The sequence below is a fragment of the Jiangella ureilytica genome (assembly GCF_004348545.1).
GTDB lineage: Bacteria > Actinomycetota > Actinomycetes > Jiangellales > Jiangellaceae > Jiangella > Jiangella ureilytica.
The window spans coordinates 1-23,253 of the sequence record NZ_SMKL01000048.1 but is presented as its reverse complement, the minus strand read 5'-3'; the positions used below and the strand labels follow the sequence as shown (position 1 = coordinate 23,253).

Annotated in this window: 20 protein-coding genes; 11 read left to right on the top strand and 9 right to left on the bottom strand. The window is 73.6% G+C overall.

Going from position 1 to position 23,253, the window contains the following annotated elements; translation table 11 throughout:
• Positions 1-141: 141 nt before the first annotated feature.
• Positions 142-1,251: a winged helix DNA-binding domain-containing protein gene (locus tag E1212_RS19640; protein WP_131985550.1), complete on the bottom strand. Its 1,110-nt coding sequence runs from the start codon at positions 1,249-1,251 to the stop codon at positions 142-144.
• A 564-nt stretch (positions 1,252-1,815) separates the two neighbouring features.
• Between E1212_RS19640 and E1212_RS19635 the strand changes: the two genes are divergently transcribed.
• Positions 1,816-3,870, top strand: a complete 2,055-nt coding sequence (locus E1212_RS19635; RefSeq protein ID WP_131985548.1) for an elongation factor G — start codon at positions 1,816-1,818, stop codon at positions 3,868-3,870.
• A 12-nt stretch (positions 3,871-3,882) separates the two neighbouring features.
• Here E1212_RS19635 and E1212_RS19630 read toward each other — a convergent pair whose 3' ends face one another.
• The gene (locus E1212_RS19630) at positions 3,883-4,728 is read right to left on the bottom strand and encodes a MerR family transcriptional regulator (protein WP_162605550.1); all 846 of its coding nucleotides are present in this window, start codon (positions 4,726-4,728) and stop codon (positions 3,883-3,885) included.
• Positions 4,729-4,770: 42 nt separating this feature from the next.
• Positions 4,771-7,071: an exo-alpha-sialidase gene (locus tag E1212_RS19625; RefSeq protein WP_131985544.1), complete on the bottom strand. Its 2,301-nt coding sequence runs from the start codon at positions 7,069-7,071 to the stop codon at positions 4,771-4,773.
• Between the two features lie 152 nt (positions 7,072-7,223).
• On the opposite strand from E1212_RS19625, the gene E1212_RS19620 reads away from it, so the two are divergent.
• The 6 genes from E1212_RS19620 to E1212_RS19595 all read left to right on the top strand — a co-directional run bounded on the left by E1212_RS19620 (position 7,224) and on the right by E1212_RS19595 (position 12,122).
• Positions 7,224-8,111, top strand: a complete 888-nt coding sequence (locus E1212_RS19620) for a helix-turn-helix domain-containing protein (protein ID WP_131985542.1) — start codon at positions 7,224-7,226, stop codon at positions 8,109-8,111.
• Complete coding sequence (locus tag E1212_RS19615) at positions 8,108-8,500, top strand: PPOX class F420-dependent oxidoreductase (RefSeq protein WP_131985540.1); 393 nt, start codon at positions 8,108-8,110, stop codon at positions 8,498-8,500. Before E1212_RS19620 ends, E1212_RS19615 begins: the two co-directional genes overlap by 4 nt.
• Positions 8,497-9,087, top strand: coding sequence for a dihydrofolate reductase family protein (locus tag E1212_RS19610; protein WP_131985538.1), 591 nt, complete (start codon positions 8,497-8,499; stop codon positions 9,085-9,087). The genes E1212_RS19615 and E1212_RS19610 overlap by 4 nt, the downstream gene beginning before the upstream one ends.
• Positions 9,084-10,043: an NAD-dependent epimerase/dehydratase family protein gene (locus tag E1212_RS19605; protein WP_131985536.1), complete on the top strand. Its 960-nt coding sequence runs from the start codon at positions 9,084-9,086 to the stop codon at positions 10,041-10,043. Before E1212_RS19610 ends, E1212_RS19605 begins: the two co-directional genes overlap by 4 nt.
• Before the next feature lie 283 nt (positions 10,044-10,326).
• Entirely contained in the window at positions 10,327-11,352 is a 1,026-nt protein-coding gene (locus tag E1212_RS19600; protein ID WP_131985534.1) for a hydroxyacid dehydrogenase, read from the top strand.
• Positions 11,349-12,122, top strand: a complete 774-nt coding sequence (locus E1212_RS19595; protein ID WP_131985532.1) for a sugar phosphate isomerase/epimerase family protein — start codon at positions 11,349-11,351, stop codon at positions 12,120-12,122. Before E1212_RS19600 ends, E1212_RS19595 begins: the two co-directional genes overlap by 4 nt.
• 147 nt (positions 12,123-12,269) lie before the next feature.
• Here the strand turns inward: E1212_RS19595 and treZ are convergent, their stop codons facing one another.
• The 6 genes from treZ to E1212_RS19565 are packed head-to-tail and all read right to left on the bottom strand — an operon-like array spanning position 12,270 to position 20,856.
• The gene (gene treZ, locus E1212_RS19590; protein WP_131985530.1) at positions 12,270-14,018 is read right to left on the bottom strand and encodes a malto-oligosyltrehalose trehalohydrolase; all 1,749 of its coding nucleotides are present in this window, start codon (positions 14,016-14,018) and stop codon (positions 12,270-12,272) included.
• Positions 14,015-16,306, bottom strand: coding sequence for a malto-oligosyltrehalose synthase (treY, locus tag E1212_RS19585; RefSeq protein WP_131985528.1), 2,292 nt, complete (start codon positions 16,304-16,306; stop codon positions 14,015-14,017). The genes treZ and treY overlap by 4 nt, the downstream gene beginning before the upstream one ends.
• Positions 16,303-18,444, bottom strand: coding sequence for a glycogen debranching protein GlgX (gene glgX / locus E1212_RS19580; RefSeq protein WP_131985526.1), 2,142 nt, complete (start codon positions 18,442-18,444; stop codon positions 16,303-16,305). Before glgX ends, treY begins: the two co-directional genes overlap by 4 nt.
• A gap of 57 nt (positions 18,445-18,501) precedes the next feature.
• Positions 18,502-19,779: an RNA polymerase sigma factor gene (locus E1212_RS19575; RefSeq protein ID WP_131985524.1), complete on the bottom strand. Its 1,278-nt coding sequence runs from the start codon at positions 19,777-19,779 to the stop codon at positions 18,502-18,504.
• 1 nt (position 19,780) lies between these two features.
• Positions 19,781-20,188 (bottom strand): YciI family protein, encoded by a 408-nt coding sequence (locus E1212_RS19570; RefSeq protein ID WP_131985522.1) that lies wholly within the window; start codon positions 20,186-20,188, stop codon positions 19,781-19,783.
• On the bottom strand, positions 20,185-20,856 hold the full coding sequence (locus E1212_RS19565; protein WP_131985520.1) for a DUF998 domain-containing protein: 672 nt from the start codon (positions 20,854-20,856) through the stop codon (positions 20,185-20,187). Before E1212_RS19565 ends, E1212_RS19570 begins: the two co-directional genes overlap by 4 nt.
• A gap of 119 nt (positions 20,857-20,975) precedes the next feature.
• Here E1212_RS19565 and E1212_RS19560 point away from each other — a divergent pair, with 119 nt between their 5' ends.
• The 4 genes from E1212_RS19560 to E1212_RS19545 all read left to right on the top strand — a co-directional run bounded on the left by E1212_RS19560 (position 20,976) and on the right by E1212_RS19545 (position 23,078).
• Positions 20,976-21,473 (top strand): hypothetical protein, encoded by a 498-nt coding sequence (locus tag E1212_RS19560; RefSeq protein ID WP_131985518.1) that lies wholly within the window; start codon positions 20,976-20,978, stop codon positions 21,471-21,473.
• A 41-nt stretch (positions 21,474-21,514) separates the two neighbouring features.
• A complete protein-coding gene (locus E1212_RS19555) occupies positions 21,515-21,967 on the top strand; it encodes an SRPBCC family protein (RefSeq protein WP_131985516.1) in 453 nt (150 codons plus the stop codon).
• Positions 21,964-22,302: an ArsR/SmtB family transcription factor gene (locus E1212_RS19550; RefSeq protein ID WP_131985514.1), complete on the top strand. Its 339-nt coding sequence runs from the start codon at positions 21,964-21,966 to the stop codon at positions 22,300-22,302. The genes E1212_RS19555 and E1212_RS19550 overlap by 4 nt, the downstream gene beginning before the upstream one ends.
• Positions 22,303-22,424: 122 nt before the next feature.
• On the top strand, positions 22,425-23,078 hold the full coding sequence (locus tag E1212_RS19545; protein WP_131985512.1) for a pyridoxamine 5'-phosphate oxidase family protein: 654 nt from the start codon (positions 22,425-22,427) through the stop codon (positions 23,076-23,078).
• The last annotated feature ends 175 nt before the right edge of the window (positions 23,079-23,253 follow it).

Below are 23,253 nucleotides of genomic sequence, written 5' to 3'. Positions count from 1 at the left end.
TGGCCTACTGCGCGGCGTCCAGGCGGATGCCTCGCTGCGTTCTCGTCGGTCGTCATAGAACCCCGCTATGACTCCCTCCTCGGCCTTGCGAGGCATCCGCCTGGACGCCGCTCGCTACGGCCGAGACTTGGGAGACACACCCTAGGCCGTCGCGCTGGGGATCCGCAGCCGGACCTCGCGGCGCGCGGTCGCTGGGGCGACGAACGCCAGCAGTGCCGCCGCCTCTGCCTCGATACCGGCCTCCTGGTCGCCGGCCTGGTCACCCGTCAGTGGCTCGAGCAGCTCGATGGTGAGGGTGGCGGCGTCGTCGCCGCGGGCGACTGTCCAGAACCCGCGGACCTCGCCGTCGATCAGGACGGCGGCCTCCCAGCCGACCCGGGCGGCCGCGCCGGGGCCGACGAGGCGGGAGCGGTCGGCGTAGGCGAGGACGAGGTTGTCGAGCGGGGCGAGCAGCCGCGGCGGCGCGGGCATGTCGGGATCGGGCCGCGGCGCGTCGGGCAGGTCGAACAGCTCCTCGCCGTGCTCGCCGGTGAACGTGACCAGGTGCGGGCGCATCGTCTCGACGACCTCGCGCAGCCGGGTCAGCCCGCTCCACGCCTGAATGTCCTTGACCGTCGCCGGGCCGAACGCGGCGAGGTAGCGGCGGACGAGCGTGCTGAGCGCCACGCCGGGTGAGAGCGGCCGGCCGAGCCAGGTGCGTGCGAGCGCGATGTGCGCTGGGCCGTGCCGGTTCCACAGGCCGTTGGGCGGCGGGTGGACCACGGGCAGCAGGCCCTGCACCGAGCGGGCCAGCGCCATGGCGCTGTGGCCGGGCCAGACCTCGGAGAGCGCCCGGCTCAGGCGCGGCCGGGTGAGCGTGCCGCCGTCGAGCAGCCCCGTCGCCGTCTTGGCCAGCTGCCCGAGGTCGACACCGTCGAGCGCCTTGCCCCACGCGCCGCGCTGCCAGCGGTCGAGCATCGGCTGGAGCATCGGGCGCAGCCACAGGTAGTCGTCGGTGGCCACCAGGTGCAGCGTGCCCCGGAACAGCGTGGCCCGGACGACCGAGCGGTCCAGCTGCAGCGACGTGAGCCCGTCGACCGTGAACCCCTCGATGCGGTTCCACAGCATCAGGTACGGCGGATCGGGGTCTTGCCCCTGCAACCCGGCGACGTCCCTGATCACGTCGAGCGGGCGCCGGTCGACGCGGCCCAGCAGGTGCTGCCGTGCGAGCGTCGCCCGGTTCAGCCGCCGCCCGTCGAGTCGCTCATACATAGCAGCACGCTAGGCCCGATTGCGGTCATCCGGTGTCCGGAACGCTGTCCCACCTCGAACCGTGACACGGCCCGATCGGTCCGCCGGTCTCGGGTAGCGATGGCCGGTGGGCTGGTCCATCGGGTGGTGCCGTCGGGGTGTCTTGTGACGGTCCAGTTGGCGTGGTGTTGAGCAGGTGGTGGGTGCGGCAGAGGGCGTGGCAGTTGGCCGCGCAGGTGCTGCCGCCGTTGGTGAACGGCTCGAGGTGGTCGATGTCGTAGGCCCGGGCGGGGCGGTGGCAGCCGGGCATGCGGCAGGTCCGGTCGGGCGGCTCCGCCCAGCCGCCGGCCTCCGCCGGACCGAAGCCCGGCGCAACCGCAGGTGGAGTAGCGAAATCGAACATGCGAATGATCTTACTAGCCGCCACCGACAGGGTCGGCGCACGCGATTAATCGGTTGCCGCCCGGCGCCGGGAGGTGGTCGACTGGGCGGACACGTCCGAGCGAGAAGGGAGAGCGGTCATGCGCCGAGCTTTCGGGTCCACCCCATCGACACCTGTCGTCCGAGCAAGGGACTCGAGGCTCATTGCGTACGCTCAACCTGGGAATCCTCGCGCATGTCGACGCCGGTAAGACCAGTCTGACCGAACGGCTGCTGTACGCGGCCGGGGTCATCGACGAGATCGGGAGCGTCGACGCCGGGAGCACACAGACCGACTCGCTGGCCCTGGAGCGCCAGCGCGGCATCACCATCAAGTCCGCCGTCGTCGCCTTCACCATCGGCGCGGGCTCCGACGCCACCACCGTCGACCTCATCGACACCCCCGGCCACCCCGACTTCATCGCCGAGGTGGAGCGGGTCCTCAGCGTGCTCGACGGTGCCGTGCTGGTCGTGTCGGCGGTCGAGGGCGTGCAGGCGCAGACGCGCGTGCTGATGCGGACCCTGCGGCGACTGCGCATCCCGACCCTGATCTTCGTCAACAAGCTCGACCGCGGCGGCGCCGACCTCGACGCCGTCGTCGACCAGCTGGCCACGACGCTGACCCCGCGGATCGTCCCGCTGGGGACGGCCGAGCACCAGGGGACCAAGGCCGCCGCCTTCCGCCCGTTCCGCGAGCGCGACGCCGGGTTCCGGGCCCGGCTGCTCGACGTGCTGGCCGACGGCGACGAGGCGCTCTTCGCCGACTACGTCGAGGACCCGGCGTCGGTGTCGTACCGGCGGCTGCGCCGCGCACTGGCCCGGCAGTCCCGGCAGGCCCGCGTGCATCCGGTGTTCGCCGGCTCCGCCATCACCGGCGCGGGCATCGACGAGCTCACGACGGGGATCGCCCGGCTGCTCCCGTCGACGTCGACGTCGACGGCGACGGCGACGGCGACGGCGACAGCCGATGACGGCGGCGGCACGGCCGGCCCGCCCGGCCCGCCGCGCGGCACCGTCTTCAAGGTCGAGCGCGGCCCCGCGGGGGAGAAGATCGCCTACGTCCGCATGGTCGCCGGCGCCCTGCGCACCCGCGACCGGGTCACGGCCGGCAAAGTCACCGCGATCAGCGTGTTCGACGACGGCGGCACGGTCCCGCGGGCGGAGGTGCCGGCCGGGCGGATCGCCAAGGTGTGGGGTCTCGCCGGCGTCCGCATCGGCGACGACCTCGGCGAGGACGACGGCGACGGCCGGGAGAACGGCGGCGGGCACCACTTCGCCCCGCCCACCCTCGAGACCGTCGTCGTCCCGCGCCTGGCCCGCCAGAAGGGGGCCCTGCACGCAGCGCTCGCGCAGCTGGCCGAGCAGGACCCACTCATCGACCTGCGCCAGGACGACCTGCGGCAGGAGGTGTCGGTGTCGCTCTACGGCGAGGTGCAGAAGGAGGTCGTGCAGGCGACGCTCGCCGAGGAGTACGGCATCGAGGTCGAGTTCCGCGAGTCGACGACCATCCACGTCGAGCGGCTCATCGGGACCGGAGATGCGGTCGAGCTGATCAAGAAGGACGGCAATCCGTTCCTCGCCGGCATCGGCCTGCGGCTGGAGCCGGCGCCCGAGCGCGACGGCGTCACGTTCGAGCTGGAGATCGAGCTGGGGGCGCTGCCGCTGGCGTTCATCCGGGCCATCGACGAGACCGCCCGCGAGACGCTGCGCCAGGGCCTGCACGGCTGGCAGGTCCCGGACTGCCGGGTGGTCCTGACGCGGTCGCAGTACGCGCCGCGGCAGAGCCACATGCACGCCACGTTCGACAAGAGCATGTCGAGCACGGCCGGCGACTTCCGCGGCCTCACCCCGCTGGTGCTGATGACGGCGCTGCGCCGGGCCGGCACGCGCGTGCTCGAGCCGATCCACCGGTTCGAGCTGGAGCTCCCGGCCGACACCCTCGGCCAGCTGCTGCCGGCGCTGGCCCGGCTGCGGGCGGTGCCCGGCACGCCGGCGCCGGCGCCTGCCGGGACCGGGTACGTGCTCGACGGCGACCTCCCCGCCGCCCACGTGCACGCCCTGCAGCAGCAGCTGCCGGCGCTGACCCGCGGTGAGGGCGTCCTGGAGACCCGGTTCGACCGCTACCAGCCGGTCCACGCAGACCCGCCGGACCGGCCGCGCACCGACCACGACCCGCTGAACCGGAAGGAGTACCTGCTGCGCGTCAGTCGCCGGGTCTAGGACGCCACGACGCTAGCCCTCGACGCCGGGGATCGTCTCGAGGTCGCTGAGCAGCAGCTCACGGTCCTCGTCGGTGGTGATGTCACCGGCGGCGAGGCGCGCCTGGTCCGCGTGCCGGCGCGCCTCGTCGCGGTCGCCGGCGACGGCGTACGCACGGGCCAGCGACTCGTAGGCGAACGCCAGGTCCCAGTCGCCGATGCCGTGGTCCTGGCAGGTCGACAGCACCAGCCGGGCGTGGAACAGCGCTGGCTCGGACCGGCCGACGACGCAGTACACCCGCGAGCACAGCCAGTGGCTGCGGGCGACGTTGCTGGGCGTGCCGACCTGCAGCCAGTGGTAGGCCGACGCGTGCGCCTGGTGGATCATCAGCACGTCGTCGGCGGGGGAGCGGTCCTCGAGCTCCATCAGCCGCCAGGTGTCGTTGAACAGGTCGGCGCCCAGGCGGCGGTGCAGGTCGGCACCGGCGTCCGTGGCCGCAGCAGCACGACTCATGACGATCCCCTCCGGGTCGGTCAGCGCGTGGTCGATGGTGTGGAGGACGCCGCGCAGCCGGGTGACCCGGGCGTCGATGCGGCGACGGTGATCGGCCAGCGCGGACCGGAAGGCGTCGCCGTCGTCGACCAGCGCCAGCAGCCGGCGCACCTCCTCCAGCGGCAGCTCGAACTCGCGCAGCCGGCGGACCAGCCGCACCTGCTCGACCTGCTCCGGCCGGTACCAGCGGTAGCCCGTCGCCGGGTCGACGGCGGCCGGCCGGAGCACCCCGAGGCGGTCGTAGTGCCGCAACGTCTTCGGGGTGACCCCGGCCAGCCGAGCCACCTGCCCGATGGGCAACCGCCTGGCGTCCGCCGTGTCCTCCACGTCTCGAACGCTAGGCCTTCCCCCACGGGCAAGGTCAACGATTCAGTCCAACGGCCTGATCAGGACGTCGTCGTACGAGTGCTCCATGTTGCCGACGTCCTCGGGAAGCAGGCCGGTCTCGGCCCGGAACCCGGTGAACTCCTCGACGTCGGCCAGCGCGAGCGACGTGGTGCCCATGACCGTCCCGTTCAGGCTCACGGTGGTCTCCGAGCCCGTGCTGTCGATCGTGACGGACATCCACGTCCGGTTCGCGGGCACCGGGCCGACAGAGCCGACGTCGACCCACGAGTCGCCGTCCCAGGCGCGGACCTTCATCGCGTTCGCCGTCCAGTCGGGGGCGAAGTGCAGCCGGAACGCTGTGACCTCCTCGCCGTCGGCGTTCGTGCCGAGGATGTCCCAGAGCGCGCCGCTACCGTACCCGTAGCCCTCGTAGCCGAAGGAGATGTGCTGAGTGCCGGCCGGCCGGCTCGCGGGGAAGGTGGCGGCGGCCCGGGCCCCCTGGTCGGCGTCGACCAGCGCCATGTGGGCGCGCGAGTGGTCGAAGCCCGGGATGATCGTGTCGACCACGAACGCGTACCGGGTGTCCTTCAGTGTGCGAGGCACGCTGGTGACCGCGTCGTTCTCGAACGTCAGCAGGTCGGCCGCGAACAGCTCGAGCTCGGTGACGGCGGTCAGCGGCGCGCCACCGGAGCCCTGGTTGATCCGGACGTACTTCGCGCGCACCGGCTCGATGTCGGTGTACGTCATCGCGTAGTCGGTGCGGACGCCGGTGTCGACGACCGGCCGGCTCCAGCGTCGACCGTCCTCGGAGACCTGGACGCGGGCGCTGTTCGGCTCACCGCGCGACATCATCAGGCCGATCCGCTCCAGGGTGTAGACCTGGTCCAGTTCGACGGTGAGCGACGGGGTACCGGCCAGGCGGGCGGCCGCGCGGTACTCGGAGCTGCCGTCGACGGCGCCCTCGATGCGCTGCTCGGCGAACCGCTCGTCGGCCGCGACCACCGTGCCCGAGAGCGTGACGGTGCCGGCCTGCACCTTGGTGGCCAGGTCGACCTTGCCGACGCCGGGCGTCACCGCGTCGACCTTGCGCGTCCACACCTTGTTGTCGTGCCCGTACTCGCGGCACCACCAGATGTTGTGGCACGTGTCGCCGAACGCCAGCGACGCGCCGCTGCTCAGCGGGACGAGGTCCATGTTGCCGCTGCTGCCCATCCAGCGGCGCAGCGGATCGTCGCCGGGGTGCCGCGAGAACACGACCTGCCCGGCGTCCCAGGTCCGGCCGGTGCCGTCGCGCGACACCACCACGTTGTTGTCCGGGCGCCCGTAGGCCAGCAGCAGCTGGCCGTTCGGCTGCAGGACGATCTTCGGCATGATGCCGTTGTTCGGCATGCCCTCCGGCGGCACGTACGGCTGCAGCGGCGCCCAGGTCAGTCCGTCGTCGCCGGAGAACGAGACGGTCATCGGCATCGACGGAGGCCGGGCCACCGTCTCAGAGCCGCGCATGACGGCGATCAGCCGGCCGTCACTGGTCCGCGCCATGCCGAGCTCGTTGGTGCCGTACTGCGAGCCGGCGTTGACCGCCGAGCGCTGCCGGAACGTCTGCCCGCCGTCGCTGGACTCGAAGACCAGGCTGTACTCCTTGGTGACGCCGTTGATGGTGCCGTGGCCGTAGCCACCGAGCAGGAGCGTGCCGTCGGCCAGCTCGATCAGGTCCTGGTGAACGCGGTACCAGTTCAGCCGCCACTTGTTCTCGATCAGCGGCGCGTCCCACGTCGTCCACGACGTCGCGAGATCGGTGGAGCGGGCCATCGGGAAGGTGATGCGGTGCGTCGGTGCCGGTGGCGTCACGGACTTCGGGACGAAGCTGCTCGTCAGCACCGAACCGTCCCGCAGTCGCACCGTCGCCGCCATGGTGTACTCGGACGGCAGCGCCTCGTACGGGACGAAGATCTGCCCGTTCTCCTCGCCGACGGCGCGGGTGTTCACCAGCGGCGCGTTCGGGCTGTCCTCGTTGCGATTCCAGGACGCCACGACCTTCTTGACGGTACGGCCGTCCATGACGTGGTCGATCGAGAAGGCCCGAGGGTTGGCGCCGAGCTCGCCCGGCCCGGGCGCCCACGGGTACCACATGGCGCCGGCCGACAGCGACGGCTCGTCGCCGGGCGCGCCGTCCACGAGCTGCGGCGGCGCGGCCGTGGCGGGCCCCGACGAGCCGGGGGTGAGCACCGACCCGATGACGATGCCGACGGCCAGCAGGGCCAGGGCGAGCGCCCCGAGTCCCCAATGGCCGCCTGCCGATCGGTGTGGACGGGGCGTGCGTGGCGTGCGGCGGAACCAGCTCATGAGGCGCCTCCTGGTGCGATCCACGGCGTGGGCGGCCCGACTGTATCCAAGATGGAACGGCGTGCCATTCCACCGTCCACGGGTGTTGTTGCACCGAGCGCCGCCGCCCGGCGGTCTTCCACGAGGCGGGCGGAGGTGTCACACTCGCATGCGTGGCGGGCCAGACCTACACCGAGCGGCCGCCGGCCCCGCGGCTGGCCGCCCTCGTCACGACGACCTGGGTGCAGCGCATCCCGCCGGGGACGCCGGCCTACCCGCAGCGGCACCTGCCCACCGGCGGTGTCGAGCTGCGCTGCGTCGTGGGGTACGAGCCACGGGTCGCCGGCGCGCTGACCGGCCCGCACGTCGAGCTGCTCGCGCCCGGCACCACGGTCGTCGGGCTGCGGTTCCGTCCGGGCGCCGCCGCGGCGGTCCTGGGCCGGCCGGTCGCGGACCTCACGGAGGTGGTGGTCGACGCCGCGGATCTGTGGGGGACGGCGGCAGCCGCGGCCGGCGAGCGGGTGGCGGCCGCGACGACGGACGAGGCCGCGGTCGCCGCGCTGGAGGACCTGGTGGCGGCCGCCGCCGTCCGCACCGGCGCGACCGCCCCCGAGCCGCTGATCGCCGAGGCGACCAGGCGGCTGATGCCCTGGCGCGGGGCCGAGGTGCGCGCCGTCGGGACCGAGCTTTACGTCTCCGAACGCGGTTTCCGGCGGCACTGCCTGGCCGGCGTCGGGATCGCACCGAAGGCACTGCAGCGCATCCTGCGGTTCCAGGGCTTCCTCGCCCGGACGCAGGCGGCCATGGCGACGGGGACCGAGCCGTCGGGCGACGGGCTGGCCCGGCTCGCCGTCGACACCGGCTACGCCGACCAGGCGCACCTGACCCGCGAGTGCGTGCGGCTCACAGGGGTGACGCCGCGGGTGTTCCTGCGCGGTGCCGCGGACACCTGCGCCTGCGGGCACGACCACTCCGCGTCGTACGCGCCGCTGCTGCGTGCGGCGGGGTTGGCCGGTTCGTTCAAGAACGCCGCCGGAGGCGCTCCTAGCCTGACGGCATGAGCGAACTGACCGACGAGGCCCGCCGCCTGCTGGGCGGCGGCCATCCCGCGCATCTCGCCACGCTGCTGCCCGACGGCTCGCCGCACTCGGTCCCCATGTGGGTCGGGCTCGAGGGCGACCGCGTGACCATTCTGACCTCGGACGCCACCCGCAAGGCCCGCAACCTCGAGCGCGACCCGCGGGTGGCGGTCTCGGTGGTGGACCGGGACCGGCCGGCCACGTCGGCGCTGGTCCGCGGGCGCGTCGTGGAGAAGATCGAGGGCGACCGCGCCTGGGAGATCATCGACCGGATGTCCGACGCGTACATCGGCATGCCCTACAGCCCGCGCGTCGACCGGGTCGTCTACGCCATCGAGCCCGAGCACGTCCAGGTGGTGGTGATCGGATGAGCGTCATCGCCGCGCTGTCCGTCTCCGTCGACGGCTACGTCACCGGCCCGGACCCGAGCCCGGAGCAGGCGCTCGGCCGCGGCGGGCAGCGGCTGTTCGACTGGTACTTCGACGGCGACGTCCCCAGCCGGGTGTTCGACGGCTTCACGCTGTCGGCCCCGAGCGCCGAGGTGTTCGACGCGCTCGCGAGCCGCGACGGCGCGGTGATCGTCGGCCGCACCACCTACGACCACTCCGGCGGCTTCGGCGGCGCCAGCCCGCACCCGACGGCGCCGCTGCTCCTCCTGACCCACCGCCCGGCTCCCGAGGCGTCCGCCGCACAGACCGTCGCCGGCACCATCGAGGAGGCCGTCGCACGCGCCACCGAGATCGCCGGGGACCGCGACGTCGCGGTCATGGGCACGGGCGTGACGGCGGCCGCGTTGCGGGCCGGGCTGCTCGACGAGGTGACGCTGCACCAGGTGCCGATCCTGCTCGGCGGCGGGACGCCGTACTTCCACGCGCTGTCCGAGGCCCGGGAGCTGGAGCGGGTCCGCGTCGTCGAGGCGCCCGGCGTCACCCACCTGACCTTCCGGGTGCCGCGATGACCGGGCGGGTGCTCGTCACGGGCGGCCTCGGCTCGATCGGCGCGCACACCGCGCGGGCGCTGCTCGACCTGGGCGGCTCGGTGGTGCTGACCCGGCGCCGGCCCACGCCGCTGCCGTCGTTCCTCGCGGGTTACGGGCCGGACCGGGTCGCCGTCGCCGATGTCGACGTCACCGACACCGCCGCCGTCCTGGCGATCGGGCGCGAGCACGCGATCGGCGGCGTCGTGCACCTGGCCGCCGCCGGGCTCGAGGTCACCGACCCGGTCGCGTTCCTGCGCGCCAACACCGCCGGGCTGCTCAACGTGCTGCAGGGGGCGCAGGAGTGGGGCGTCACGCGGTTCGCGGTCGCGAGCAGCATCGGCTCGTACGCGGGCAACGAGCCGGGCCCCTGGCACGAGGGACTGGGCCTCGCACTGAACGTCCCGATCCACCAGATCCCGGCGTTCAAGCTGGGTGCCGAGGTCTTCACCAACCTGACCGCGCGGCAGTCCGGGTTCGACGCGGTGAACCTGCGGATCGGCTCGGTGTGGGGGCCGCTGGGCCATCCGGAGTCGCCGTTCCTCCCGATCCCGTGGTGGGTCCGGGCCGCCGTCCAGGGCGTCACTCCGGCGCTGGCCGAGCCGCCGTACGCCGACGACGGCGGCGACCGCGTCTACGTCAAGGACTGCGGCCGGGCGATCGCGCTGCTCATGACCGCCGACCGGCTGGCGCACGACACCTACAACGTGTCCAGCGGCGAGCCGGCGACACACCGTGAATTCGCCGACGCGATCGCGGCCGCCGTCCCGGGCACCGAGGTGGAGCTGAAGCCGGGCCGGTCGCCGGGCGCGCCGGAGCGCGACCCGTTCCTCGACGTCTCCCGGCTCCGCGCCGGCACCGGGTTCGCGCCGGAGTACGACGTCGAGCGGGGCGTCGCCGACTACGTGGCCTGGTTGCGGGCCGGCAACGCGTCCTAGCTCACCGTGATGCTGACCGGCCGGCGGACGAGATCGCGGTCCAGGCCCGCGCAGTAGGTGATCGCGGTGGCGTCGACGTACGCCGTCGAGCCGGTGGTCTCGACTGGCCGTACCGCGCCAGCTCCATCACCGTCTGCGGGGCAGGACGAGGGCGTGGCGCATCGGCCTGCTCGACTCGGAAATATGATCAGTCGTTGGCATGTGGATGATCGATCCGAATGACGGGGCCTTCAAGCAAGCGCTTAACCTGGACGCCGAGCCGAATCCGACGAGGGAGTTGCCGATGGCGGACGAGCGGGTCCGGGTCATGCTGGTCATGGCCGACACCGCGTACCGCGACCTGTTCGACGACGAGCTCCGGTCGCGGCTCGATGCGCTCGCGGAGCTGGTCCTGCCGGGGCCGGTGGAAAGCTTCGGCTCGCCGGGCGTCCGGGCCGCGCTCGGGCGCACCGACGTGCTGCTGACCTCGTGGGGCTGCCCGCCGCTCGACGCCGCGGTGCTCGGCGACGCGCCGCGGCTGCGGGCCGTCCTGCACGCCGCCGGCAGCGTGAAGCACCACGTCACCGACGCCTGCTGGGACCGCGGGCTGGCCGTCACGACGGCGGCCGATGCCAACGCCGTCCCGGTGGCGGAGTTCACGCTGGCCGCGATCCTGGCCGCGGGCAAGCGGGCGCACGCGTTCGCGGCCGGCTTCCGCGCCCATCCCGGCGAGCTGGCCTGGCGCGACGGCGTGGCGGGCGCGGCCGGCGAAGCGTCGAACTACCGCCGCACCGTCGGCGTCGTCGGGTTCTCGCGCATCGGCCGGCGGGTCGCCGGCCTGCTCCAGCCGTTCGACCTGACGGTGCTGGTGGCCGACCCGTATGCCGACGCCGCCGCGGTGGCCGCGGCCGGCGCCGAGCTCGTGGAGCTCGACGACCTCGTCCGGCGGGCCCACGTCGTCACGCTGCACGCGCCGGCGCTGCCGGCGACCCACCACCTCATCGACGCCCGTCGATGTGCCCTGATGAAGGACGGTGCCACCCTGATCAACACCGCCCGCGGCGCGCTCGTCGACCACGCTGCCCTCACCGGCGAGTGCGAGCGGGGCCGGCTGCACGCCCTCCTCGACGTCACCGACCCGGAGCCGCTGCCACCGGACTCACCGCTCTACCGGCTGCCCAACGTCGTCCTGACCCCGCACATCGCCGGCGCCATGGGCAGCGAGTGCCGCCGGCTCGCCGCGCTGGCCCTCGACGAGCTGGACCGGCTGGTCCGGGGCGAGCCGCTGCGGCACCGGGTGCACCGGGCCGAGCTGGTGGTGCAGGCATGAGCGTGGTCCCCGGCCTGGTGTCGATCACGTTCCGGCAACTGGGCGTCGGCGAGATCCTGGCGCTGCTGCGGCGGACCGGGCTCGAGGCGGTCGAGTGGGGTGGCGACGTGCACGTGCCGGTCGGCGACGTCGCGGCGGCGAAGCGCACGGCGGCGGCGACGGCCGACCACGGCGTCCGCGTCGCGGCGTACGGCTCGTACTACCGGGCCGGCGACCACGCCCCGGCCGACTTCGACGCGGTGCTCCGGACCGCGGTGGCCCTCGGCGCGCCGCGCATCCGCATCTGGGCCGGCGCGGCGGGATCGGCGGACCTGACGACGCAGCAGCGGGCCGGGGTCGTCGGCGACGTGCGCCGCATCACCGAGCTGGCCGCGGGCGAGGGCGTCGAGATCGCCGTCGAGCACCACCCGGGCACGCTCACCGACACGCTCGACTCCGCGCTGGCGCTCTACGCCGAGGTCGGCCACCCGGGGCTGCGGCCGTACTGGCAGCCTCGGCTCGGTCTCGGCCCGGCCGAAGCCGTCCACGAGGCCGGCGCGCTGCTGCCGGGTCTGGTCACCGTGCACGTGTTCAGCTGGACCGCCGACGGCGTCCGGCTGGCGCTGGCCGACGGCGCACCGCTGTGGCAGCCGGTGCTCGGCACCGTCGCCGGCGCGTCCGCCGAGGCCGGCGCCGAGCGGTACGCCTTGCTCGAGTTCGTCCAGGACGACGACCCCGAGGCGCTGGTGCGCGACGCCGTCACGCTGCGGAGCTGGCTAGGGGGTGGCTGATGAATCTTCGGCGGCGCGGATCGACGCCCAGACGCCGACCAGCTGCGGTGTCGTCGTCGCTCGATGGCTCCGCATCGACCTCCTCCTCCGCCTTGCTGGACCGACGACTGGACGCCGCCCGCATCCACCAAGATCCATCAGACGCCCCTACCGGATCCTGACCACGGCGGCCGTCTCGGCGCCCAGCTCGACGCTGCCGCCGTCGGCCGCGACCGCCGCCGGACCCGTGGCCAGCAGGAGGTCACCGCCGCCGGCCCCGGACAGCGGCACCGGCTGCGCCCGGTCGGCGAGGTTGACGACCACGCGCAGCGAGCCGCGGTGCAGCACGAACCAGGCGGCCGCCTCGTCGAACCCGGACGCGACGGCGGTGAGGTCGCCGTCGCGCAGGTCCGGCTCGGCGGCCCGCAGCGCGATCATCCGCCGGTAGAGGTCCAGCAGCTCGGCGTGGCCGGGCCGCCCGGGCTCGGACCAGTCCAGCTGGGCGGTCCGGTAGGCGGCCGGGTCCTGCGGGTCGATCATCGCCGAGGTGTCCCAGCCGTGCTTGCGGAACTCCTCGAGCCGGCCCGGGCCGACGGCGGCGGCGATGACCGGGTCCAGGTGCGAGGTGAAGAACGGCCACCGCGTCGACGCACCCCACTCCTCGCCCATCCAGAGCATCGGCGTGAACGGCAGCGACAGCAGCAGGACGGCGCCGACCCGCAGGCGGGCGGGGGACACCAGCTCGGTGAGCCGCTCGCCGGCGGCGCGGTTGCCGACCTGGTCGTGGTTCTGCAGGCAGACGACGAACCGGTGCCCGGGCGTGCGGGCCCGGTCGACGGGGCGGCCGTGCGGGCGGCCGCGGAACGACGAGAAGCCGCCGTCGTGCAGGAACGCGTCGCGGACCACCTTCGACAGCACGGCCAGCGAGCCGAAGTCGGCGTAGTAGCCCTGCCGCTCGCCGGTGAGCAGCGCATGCAGGGCGTGGTGCACGTCGTCGTCCCACTGCGCGTCCATGCCGTGGCCGCCGCGGTCGCGCGGCTCGATCATGACGGGGTCGTTGAGGTCGGACTCCGCGATCAGCGGCAGCGGCCGGCCCAGCTCGCCGGCGAGCCGCTCGACGGCCGCGGACAGCTCGGCCAGGATGTGCGGGTGCCCGTGCCCGGCGAGCGGGTCGGACAGCGCGTGGACGGCGTCGAGCCGCAGCCCGTCGAGGTGGTAGTCGCGCAGCCACATCAGCGCGTTCTCGACGATGAACCGGCGCACCGCGGGCTCGCCGAGGTTGACGACGTCGCCCCACGCGGTGCCGGCGCCGTCGGTGAGGTACGGCCCGAACTTCGGCAGGTGGTTGCCGCTGGGCCCGAGGTGGTTGTAGACGACGTCCAGCACGACGGCGAGGCCGCGGGCGTGGCAGGCGTCGACGAATCGCTTGAAGCCGTCGGGCCCGCCGAGCGGCTCGTGCACGGCGTACCAGCCGACGCCGTCGTACCCCCAGTTCCAGACGCCGTCGACGGCGTTGACGGGCAGCACCTCGACGTGCGTGACGCCGAGGCCGACGAGGTGGTCCAGCCGCTCGACGGCGCCGTCGAAGGTCCCGGACGGCGAGAAGGTGCCGATGTGCAGCTCGTAGAGGACGCCGCCGGCCAGCGGGCGGCCGGCCCAGGCGCCGTCGGTCCACCGGAAGGCCGCGTGGTCGTAGACGCGGGCCCGGCCGTCGACGCCGTGCGGCAGCCAGGCGGCCCGCGGGTCGGGCAGGACGTCGGGGGAGTCGTCGAGCAGCCAGCCGTAGTCGGTGCCCGGCGGGGCCGGCGCGTGCGCCGTCCACCAGCCGCCGGACGCGCGGACCGCCGTCGCGTTGCGTCCGCCCGCGCGCAGCGCGACCCGCCGGGCGGACGGCGCCCACAGCGTGAACGTCGTCATGGCGGCTCGGGTGCCAGCAGCGCGACGGGGTAGTGGGCGAGCAGGCCGGCCAGCGGCACTTTGCCGCCGTCGAATCGGCGGCCGGTGAGCACGTCGGTGCGGCCGTGCGGCAGGTCGGCGACGGTGTCGGCCCAGCCTCCGTTCGACGCCAGCCGCACCGGCAGGCGCGTCGCCACGGTGATCGCGCCGCCGCGGTCGAAGGCGATCGCGTGGTCCGCCGCCGGGCCGCGCACCGGGACCCGCCGGTACGCCGTGAACAGCGCCGGCCGGTCGCGCCGCAGCCGCAGCGCCCGCGAGACCACCCAGAGCTTGGCCGCGCCGGACGCGTCGACGGGCGGAGGCGCGCCGGCGCCGTCGAGGTCCGCCAGCAGCGCGCGCAGCCGGGCGAAGTCGACCGGGCGGCGGTTGTCGGGGTCGACCAGGGAGTCGTCCCAGCCCTCGGTGCCCTGGTAGACGTCGGGCACGCCGGGCATGGTGAGCTGCACGAGCTTCTGGCCCAGCGCATTGCTCCACCCGAACGGCCGGATGCGCTCGATGAACGCGTCGACCGCCGACCGCAGGTCCGGCCGGTCGGCCAGCGCGTCGAGGGCGGCGTGGACCGCGGCTTCGAGCTCCTCGTCGGGGTCGGCCCAGCCGGTGAACGTCGCCGCCTCGCGCATCGCCTTCTCCGCGTAGGCGTGCAGGCGTTCGGGCTGGTCGAGGCCGAAGCCGGCCACCGTCTGCCAGAGCAGGTACGCCATGGGGCGGTCGGGCATCGGCGCCTCGGCCGCCAGCCGCCGGACCAGCCGCTCCCACTCGTCCGGGATCTCGGCCAGCACCGCCAGCCGGGCACGCACGTCTTCGCCGCGCTTGGTGTCGTGGGTGGACAGCGTCGTCATCGACGACGGCGCCCGCTGCTGCCGCCGCTGCTGGGCGGCGTGGAAGTCGTCGAGGCCGAGGCCGAACGCGGCCGGGTCGCCGCCGACCTCGTTGAGCGCGACGAACCGGGCGTAGCGGTAGTAGGCGGTGTCCTCGACGCCCTTGGCGGTGACGGCGCCGGTGACCTGCTGGAACCTGACGGACAGCTCGTCGGCGCCGTCGCGGAGCCGCGGCTCGAGCGCGTCGAACGCGGCGGCCAGCCGGGGACGGCGGCGCCGGGCGGCGGTGAACGCGGTCCCGAGGTCCGCCGCGCCGTGCTCGGGCAGGTAGGAACGGTAGACCGGGAACGCCGACGCCAGCTCGGTCAGCGCCGCCACCGCGTCCGGGACCGATGGCGCCAGCCGGGCCATGCGATGGAACTCCGAGCGCAGGATGGTCGTCGCGACGGCCCGCTTGCCGATCAGGACGTGGTCGGCGAAGTCGAGGTCGTCGCCGGTGACCTCGCGGTAGAGCCGGTCGAACGCCGGCTCCGCCGCCGGGTCGACGAACAGCGGGCCGACCTCGGCGAGCGCGTCGTAACCCGTCGTGCCGTCGACCGGCCAGTCCGCCGGCAGGTGCTCGTCGGTGGCCGGCTCGAGGATCTTCTCGACCACCAGCCACACGTCCGGCACCTGCGAGCGCAGCCAGCGCAGGTAGCCGCCGGGGTCGGCCAGCCCGTCCGGGTGGTCGACCCGCAGGCCGTCGACGCCGTCGTCACTCACCCAGCGCAGGATCCGCTCGTGCGTGGCCGCCGCGACCTCCGGGTCCTCGACCCGCACCCCGGCCAGCGAGGTGACCGCGAAGAACCGCCGGTAGGTGAGGTCGTCGTCGGCCCGGCTCGCGTCGGCGAGCTCGTAGAACTGGCGATCGTGCACGTCGGCGGCGGTCTCGCCAGGCCGCGGCCCGGTGCCGGGCGCCAGCGGGAACCGCAGCTCACCCACGACCAGGGCGGCGCCGTCGCCGTCCAGCTCGAACCCGCCCGGCTTGTCCAGCACCGGCAGCAGCAGCCGTCCCGCCGCCCAGTCGACGTCGAACCAGCGCGCGTACGCCGACGCCGGGCCGTGCGTCAGCAGGTCGTGCCAGGCCGGGTTCTGCGACGGGTCGCCGACGCCCTGGTGGTTCGGGACGATGTCGACGACGACGGCCAGGCCGTGCTCGCGAGCCGCCGCGAGCAGCGTGCGCCAGCCGGCCTCACCACCCCGCGAGTCGTCCATGACCCGGGGGTCGACCACGTCGTAGCCGTGCGCCGACCCCGTCGTCGCCCGCAGCAGGGGAGAGCAGTACACCGCGCCGGCGCCGAGGTCGCGCAGGTACGCCGTCAGCTCGGCCGCCCCGGCGACCGGGAACACGTCGCTGAGCTGCAGCCGGTACGTCGAGACCGGCGTCGTCATGTGGTCGCGTTCCGCGGCGCCCGCAGCACCAGCAGCGACCGGGCCTGGACGGTGACGACGGCGCCCTCGGCGCGAGGCCCGCCGCGGTCACCGGCGTCGTCGTCGGCGGTGTCGAGGACGGTGTCCCAGGCGGCGGCGTACTCGGCGTCGGGCAGGGTGAACTCCAGCGGCTCGTGATGGGCGTTGAAGCAGAGCAGGAAGGAGTCGTCGACCACCCGCTCCCCGCGCGCGTCGACCTCGCCGATGCCGTTGCCGTTGAGGAACACCGCGATGGCCCGGCCGAACCCGGCGTCCCAGTCGGCCTCGGTCATCGGGCTGCCGTCGGGCCGCAGCCAGTCGATGTCGGGCAGTTCCACGGCGCCGGGGCGGCGCACGGGCCGGCCGTCGAAGAACCGCCGGCGCCGGAACACCGGGTGCGTCGCCCGCAGTGCGGTGACGGCGCGGGTGAACTCCTGCAGCGGCCGATCGGCGGCCTCCCAGTCGACCCAGGTGATCTCGTTGTCCTGGCAGAACCCGTTGTTGTTGCCGTCCTGGCTGCGGCCGAGCTCGTCGCCGTGGCCGATCATCGGCACGCCCTGTGACAGCAGCAGCGTGGCGAGGAAGTTGCGCTGCTGGCGCGCCCGGACCGCGTTGACCTCGGGATCGTCGGTGGGCCCTTCGACGCCGCAGTTCCACGAGCGGTTGTGGTTCTCGCCGTCCTCGTTGTCCTCGAGGTTGGCCTCGTTGTGCTTCTGGTCGTACGAGACCAGGTCGCGGAGGGTGAAGCCGTCGTGCGCGGTGACGAAGTTGATCGACGCGACCGGGCGCCGGGTCGACTGCTCGTAGAGGTCGGCCGAGCCGGTGATGCGCGAGGCGAACTCGCCCAGCGTGGCCGGCTCGCCGCGCCAGAAGTCGCGGACGGTGTCGCGGTACTTGCCGTTCCACTCCGACCACTGCGGCGGGAAGTTGCCCACCTGGTAGCCGCCGGGGCCGAGGTCCCACGGCTCGGCGATGAGCTTGGCCTGGCTGACCGTCGGGTCCTGCTGCACCAGCTCGAAGAAGGCCGACAGCCGGTCGACGTCGTAGAACTCGCGGGCCAGGGTGGCGGCGAGGTCGAAGCGGAAGCCGTCGACGTGCATCTCGGTGATCCAGTACCGCAGCGAGTCCATGATCAGCTGCAGCGTGTGCGGGTGGCCGACGTTGAGGGAGTTCCCGGTGCCGGTGTAGTCGAGGTAGTAGCGCTTGTCGTCGTCGACCAGCCGGTAGTAGGCGGCGTTGTCGATGCCGCGGAACGACAGCGTGGGGCCCAGGTGGTTGCCCTCGGCGGTGTGGTTGTAGACGACGTCGAGGATGACCTCGATGCCGGCGTCGTGCAGCGCCCGGACCATCGCCTTGAACTCGCCCACCTGCGACCCCGGCGTGGCGCCGGAGCTGTACTTGGGGTCGGGCGCGAAGAACCCGATGGAGTTGTAGCCCCAGTAGTTCGACAGGCCCTTCTCCATGAGCGTGGCGTCGTTGGCGAAGTGGTGCACCGGCATGAGCTCGAGCGTCGTGACGCCGAGCGACGTCAAGTGGTCGATGACGACGGGGTGCGCGATGGCGGCGTACGTGCCCCGGATGTCCTCGGGGATGTCCGGGTGGGTCTGCGTGAGCCCCTTGACGTGCGCCTCGTAGATGACCGTCTCGGCGTACTCGCGGCTCGGCGGGCGGTCGGTGCCCCAGTCGAAGAACGGGTTGATGACCACCGACTTCGGCATGTGCGGGGCGGAGTCGTCGTCGTTGCGGCTGTCGGGGTCGCCGAAGTCGTAGCCGAACAGCGCCTGGTGCCACTCGAAGGCGCCGTCGATGGCCTTGGCGTACGGGTCGAGCAGCAGCTTCGCCGGGTTGCAGCGGTGGCCGAGCTTCGGGTCGTTCGGCCCGTGCACGCGGAAGCCGTAGCGCTGCCCGGGCTCGACGCCGGGCAGGAAGGTGTGCCACACGAAGCCGTCGACCTCGGTGAGCGGTAACCGGGTCTCGGTGCCGTCAGGGTCGAACAGGCACAGCTCGACACCGTCGGCGACCTCGCTGAACAGCGCGAAGTTGGTGCCGGAGCCGTCATAGGTGGCGCCGAGGGGGTAGGCCGCCCCGGGCCACTGCGGCATCGACTCGGCAGACGTCATTCAGGGGCCTTCCGTCGCGGTGTTCGGTGGAGTGCTCGCTACGCCGCGAGTCTGGTCTCAATGTTCCCGGCTTGCGTCGTTTGATTCCACTCGGTCGGCTCGGCCGGTCAGATAACGCTGCAGCGGGAGGCTGGTGGCGAGGCGGGCCGCCTCGCGGTAGTGCTCGCGGGCGCCGGCGGCGTCGCCGGCCCGCTCCAGCAGGTGCGCCCGGACGGCGTGCAGCCGCTGCCCGGCGGTTCCTTCACCGCTCAGCCTCCCGGCGGCCTCGAGCTCTGTGAGCAGCGCCAGCCCGGCGAGCGGGCCGCGGGCCATGGCCACGGCGACCGCGTGGTTCAGCGCGACCACGGGGCCGTCGTCGATGCGCAGCAGCAGTTCGTACAGCGCCTCGATCTGCGCCCAGTCCGTCGCGTCGGCCGTCGGCGCCTCGTCATGGACGGCGGCGACGGCGGCCTGCAGCTGGTAGGGGCCGGTGGCGCCGCGGGGGAGCGCGGCCGTGATCAGCGCCGTGCCCTCGGCGATCAACTCGCGGTCCCACAGCGTGCGGTCCTGCTCGTCCATGGGCACCAGCTCTCCGTGCGGGCCGGTGCGGGCCGGCCGGCGGGCGTCGGTGAGCAGCATCAACGCGAGCAGACCCGCGACCTCGCCGCCGCCGGTGTCGCCGTCCGGCAGCAGGGTGTGCAGCAGCCGGGTCAGCCGGATCGCCTCGCCGGAGAGGTCGGTGCGGGCCAGGCGCGGGCCGGAGGTGGCCGCGTAGCCCTCGGTGAAGATCAGGTAGAGCACGTGCAGGACGGCGGCCAGGCGCGCGTCGCGGTCGGCCGGGGCGGGCGCGGCGAACGGCAGCCCGCTCTCCTTGATGGTCCTCTTGGCCCGGCTGATCCGCCGGGTCATGGTGTCCTCGGGGACGAGGAAGGCCCGCGCCACCTCCGCCGTCGTCAGGCCGCCGACCGCGCGCAGCGTGAGCGCGATCTGCCCCGCCGTGGTCAGTGACGGGTGGCAGCAGAGGAACAGCAGCACCAGCGAGTCGTCGGCGTCGTGGTGCTCGCGGTCGGCGCCCTCGGCCAGGCGGTCCTCCGCGATCGTCCACTGCGCGACGGTGTCCTCGCGCCGGCGGCGGGCCTGGTCGCTGCGGAGCAGATCGGTGAGCCGGCGCGAGGCGACGGTGATGAGCCAGGCCCGCGGGTTGTCGGGCACGCCGCTGGCGGGCCATTGCGTGGCCGCCGCCAGCAGCGCCTCCTGGACGGCGTCCTCGGCGGTGTCGAAGTGGCCGTAGCGGCGCACGAGCGCGCCGAGGACCTGCGGCGCCAGCGCGCGCAGCAGGTCCTCGACGGCCGGCATGTCAGACCTCCGGTCCGCCGCTGTACTCGTCGATCGGGCGGATGTCGGCGACGGCATCGGCGAAGATGCCGCCGGGGCTGGGGCAGGCCGCCAGCCGGGCCGCGATCTCGGTGGCGCGGTCGAAGCTCGCGACCTCGACCAGCCAGTAGCCGGCCAGGACCTCCTGGGTCTCGGCGTACGGGCCCTCGGTGACGACCGGCACGCCGGCCTGCAGCTGGACCCGGCGTGTGTGCACCGGAGCGGCGAGACCCCTGGTGTCGACCAGTTCGCCGGACGCCGTCAGCTCGTGGGTGAACGTCTCCATGAAGTCGTGCATGGGGGCGAAGTCCGCGGGCGTCAGCGCCGAGCCGGCGCCGCCCATCAGGTCGTAGTCGCGCTGCGTGCCGTAGGTCAGGATCAGGTACTTCATCGTGCACTCCTCTCGAACGGCGTCGCCGGGGAGTCCGGCGACGCGACCCGGGCCCGCGCGTGCGCCGCCACGGCGGCGACGAACGCGTACAGGATGGCCGATGCGGCGACCAGCCGCAGGCTCACCCCGTCGGGCGACGGGTAGATCAGGACGGCGCCGGCGGCGACGGCGGCGGCGGTGACCGCGCGGGCGGCCCTCCGGTCGCCGCTGCGGCGGAACGCGCGGGCGTAGACGATCATGGCCGCGATACCGCTGACCAGGGCCATGCCGGCGCCGGCGCTGTGCAGTATCCCGGTGACGGTGATCTCCTCGGGTGCCCCGGCGGGCGCGCCGGCCGGGAACCCGGCGCCCGGGTCGGTGACGAAGACGCCGCCCGTGATCAGCCCGACGCCGAACAGGGCGACCAGGCGCGGGCCCCAGCGGGTGCCCGGATCGTCCCCGCGGCGCAGGCCCACGGCGCAGGCGACGAACAACGCGCCGGTGACCACGAAGTTCGCGATCTGCACCCAGCCGCCGTCGCCGAGCGCCAGCAAACTGAGGGTGTGCTTGCGCGGGTCGAAGCCGTCGCGCACCAGGACCTGGACCAGCCAGGTCGTCAGGAACAGCGGGCCGGCGACGATGCCGGCGGTGAGCAGGCTCCGGGTCGGGTTCCTCGGTGTGATGGTCATGGTGTTCTCCTCTCTCCGACCGGGACGTCGGCGCCGCGGGCCGGAACCGGACACGGAGTTCTCCGACTGCTCGTCCGCGGGTCACCCGGGGCTTCACCCGGTGGTGGTGGAGTCGGGCCATGACCCACGACGCGGGGCTGGGACGCGTGCTCGTGCGGCACGAGGAGCGCAACGGCTGGCGGCTGCTGCTGGGCGCCGTCGTCACCGGCGGGGGTGTGCTGTCCGCCGTCGAGGCCATGACCATCGCCGGGGGCGGCACCGACCGCGTCGTCCACTGGGTCGTCGCCGTGGCGCTGGCGTGGCCCGGCGGGCGGCTGCTGGCACGGGCGCTGCGGGCCGGGACCGGCGAGTACGTCGAGGTCCGCGAGGACGGCCTGGTGCACGCGACGGCGGCCGGCGTGGTCGCGTGGCCATGGGACGCGTTCGCGTCGGTCCGCGTCGGCCACCACACCGACACGTTCGTGCTGCGCTGTGTCATCCGGATCCGGTTCGCCGGCGGGTCCCGGCTCACCCTGAGCCTGTGGGGACGGCGCACGCATGAGGTGGGCGGGCTGATCGCGGCCGGCTGCCGGCGGCACGGCCGGCCCGTCGTGGAGCGCGACGTGGCGTCGTTCTGATAGCGTTAACTGCAACCAAATGTTGCGGAAGGGCTGTCGGCATGGAATTCGGCACTTTGGAACGGCGGATCCACATCGACGCGTCGCCCGACGTGGTGTTCGAGGTCATCAGCCGCCCGGAGCACATCGAGGAGTGGTGGGCCGACGAGGCGTCGCTCGGCGAGCCCGCCCCGGGGGTCGTCGGCGAGCTGGTCTGGGGTGACCGCGAGCACGTCGCCACCATGACGGTCGTCGACGCCGACCCGCCCCGCCGGTTCTCCTTCCGCTGGGTGGCGCCCGAGGGTGAGCCGGCCGCTCCGGGGAACTCGCTGCTGGTGACGTTCGAGCTCTCGCCGTCGCGCGGGGGAACCCTCCTGCTGTTGACGGAGACGGGCTTTCGCGAGAAGGGCTGGGAGATCGCCGTCCTCGAGGAGCAGTACCGCGACCACGAGAACGGCTGGGACGCCTTCCTGCCCCGGCTGGCCTCGTACGCGGGCGGGCTGGTGCCGCGATGAGCAGCGCCGTCGACGACGACCTGTGGTCGGCGGTGGGCGACCCCACCCGGCGGCGCATGCTCGACCTGCTGCTCGCCGAGGGCTCCGGCACGGCGACCAGCCTGAGCGCGCAGCTGCCGGTCACCAGGCAGGCGGTCGCCAAGCACCTCGCCGTCCTCGACCGCGTCGGCCTGGTCCACGCGACGCCGTCGGGCCGCGAGCGCGTCTACCGCGTCGACGACGCCCAGCTCGCCCGCGCGGTGGCGCAGCTGTCCGCCGTCGGCGCCACCTGGGACGCGCGGCTGCGGCGGATCAAGCGCATCGCCGAGGCGATCGAGCGCAGCCGCACGCAGTGACCGTCGCGTGACGTCCCTCACGGCGTGACCGAATTGTGGCATTCCTGTATCGGAGGCCGCGATGCGTAGGCGATCATGGTGGGTCATACGCACCCGGGGGCGGGGGACGTGGAGGACCACACATGGATCATGCTGCGCACGACCGGCCCGGATCGGCCGGCGAGCACGCACTGCAAGAGGCGAGCGGCAGCCGCGAACGGGCTGACCGGTTCTATCGCGAGCAGATGTCCGACCACCTGAACGGCGACATGCGCGAGTTCGTCGCGCGCATGGAGATGATGTTCGTCGGCACGGCCGACGCCGGCGGCGAGTGCGACGTCACCTTCCGCGCCGGGCCGCCGGGCTTCGCGCGGGTGCTCGACCCGAGCACGCTGGCCTGGCCGGAGTACCGCGGCAACGGCGTCATGGCCAGCGCCGGCAACATCACCGAGAACGCCCACGTCGGGCTGCTGTTCATGGACTTCGTGCGCGACCTCGTCGGCTTGCACGTCAACGGCCGGGCCGCACTGCTGTCGCCGTCGGAGTTCACCGAGCGCCACCCCGACGAGCCGGTCGAGGGCGACGTGCCCGGCCGGCGCCCGGAGCGCTGGGTCGCCGTCTACGTCGACGAGGCCTACATCCACTGCTCCAAGCACGTTCCTCGGCTCATGCCGGTGCCCCGGAACCGGCAGTGGGGCACCGACGACCGCCGCGCCAAGGGCGGCGACGCGTTCGGTGTGGCGGCCGAGCGTGGCCTGGGGGTCTACGCCAAGCGGGCGCAGAGCCAGGCGTCCTGAGCCGGGCCGCGGCGGCCACAGTCAGCCGCGCGCCCGTTCCCCGGTCCGGAATGATCACAGTGAGATGCTTTGTGGTCCTGGGGTCGGGTGCGGCTGACTCGAATGATCAGTGACCGTGGTGTCTTGTGAACGACCTGTCGTCGTGCCCGGTCCTGGGGTTTGCACGCGACCGGAC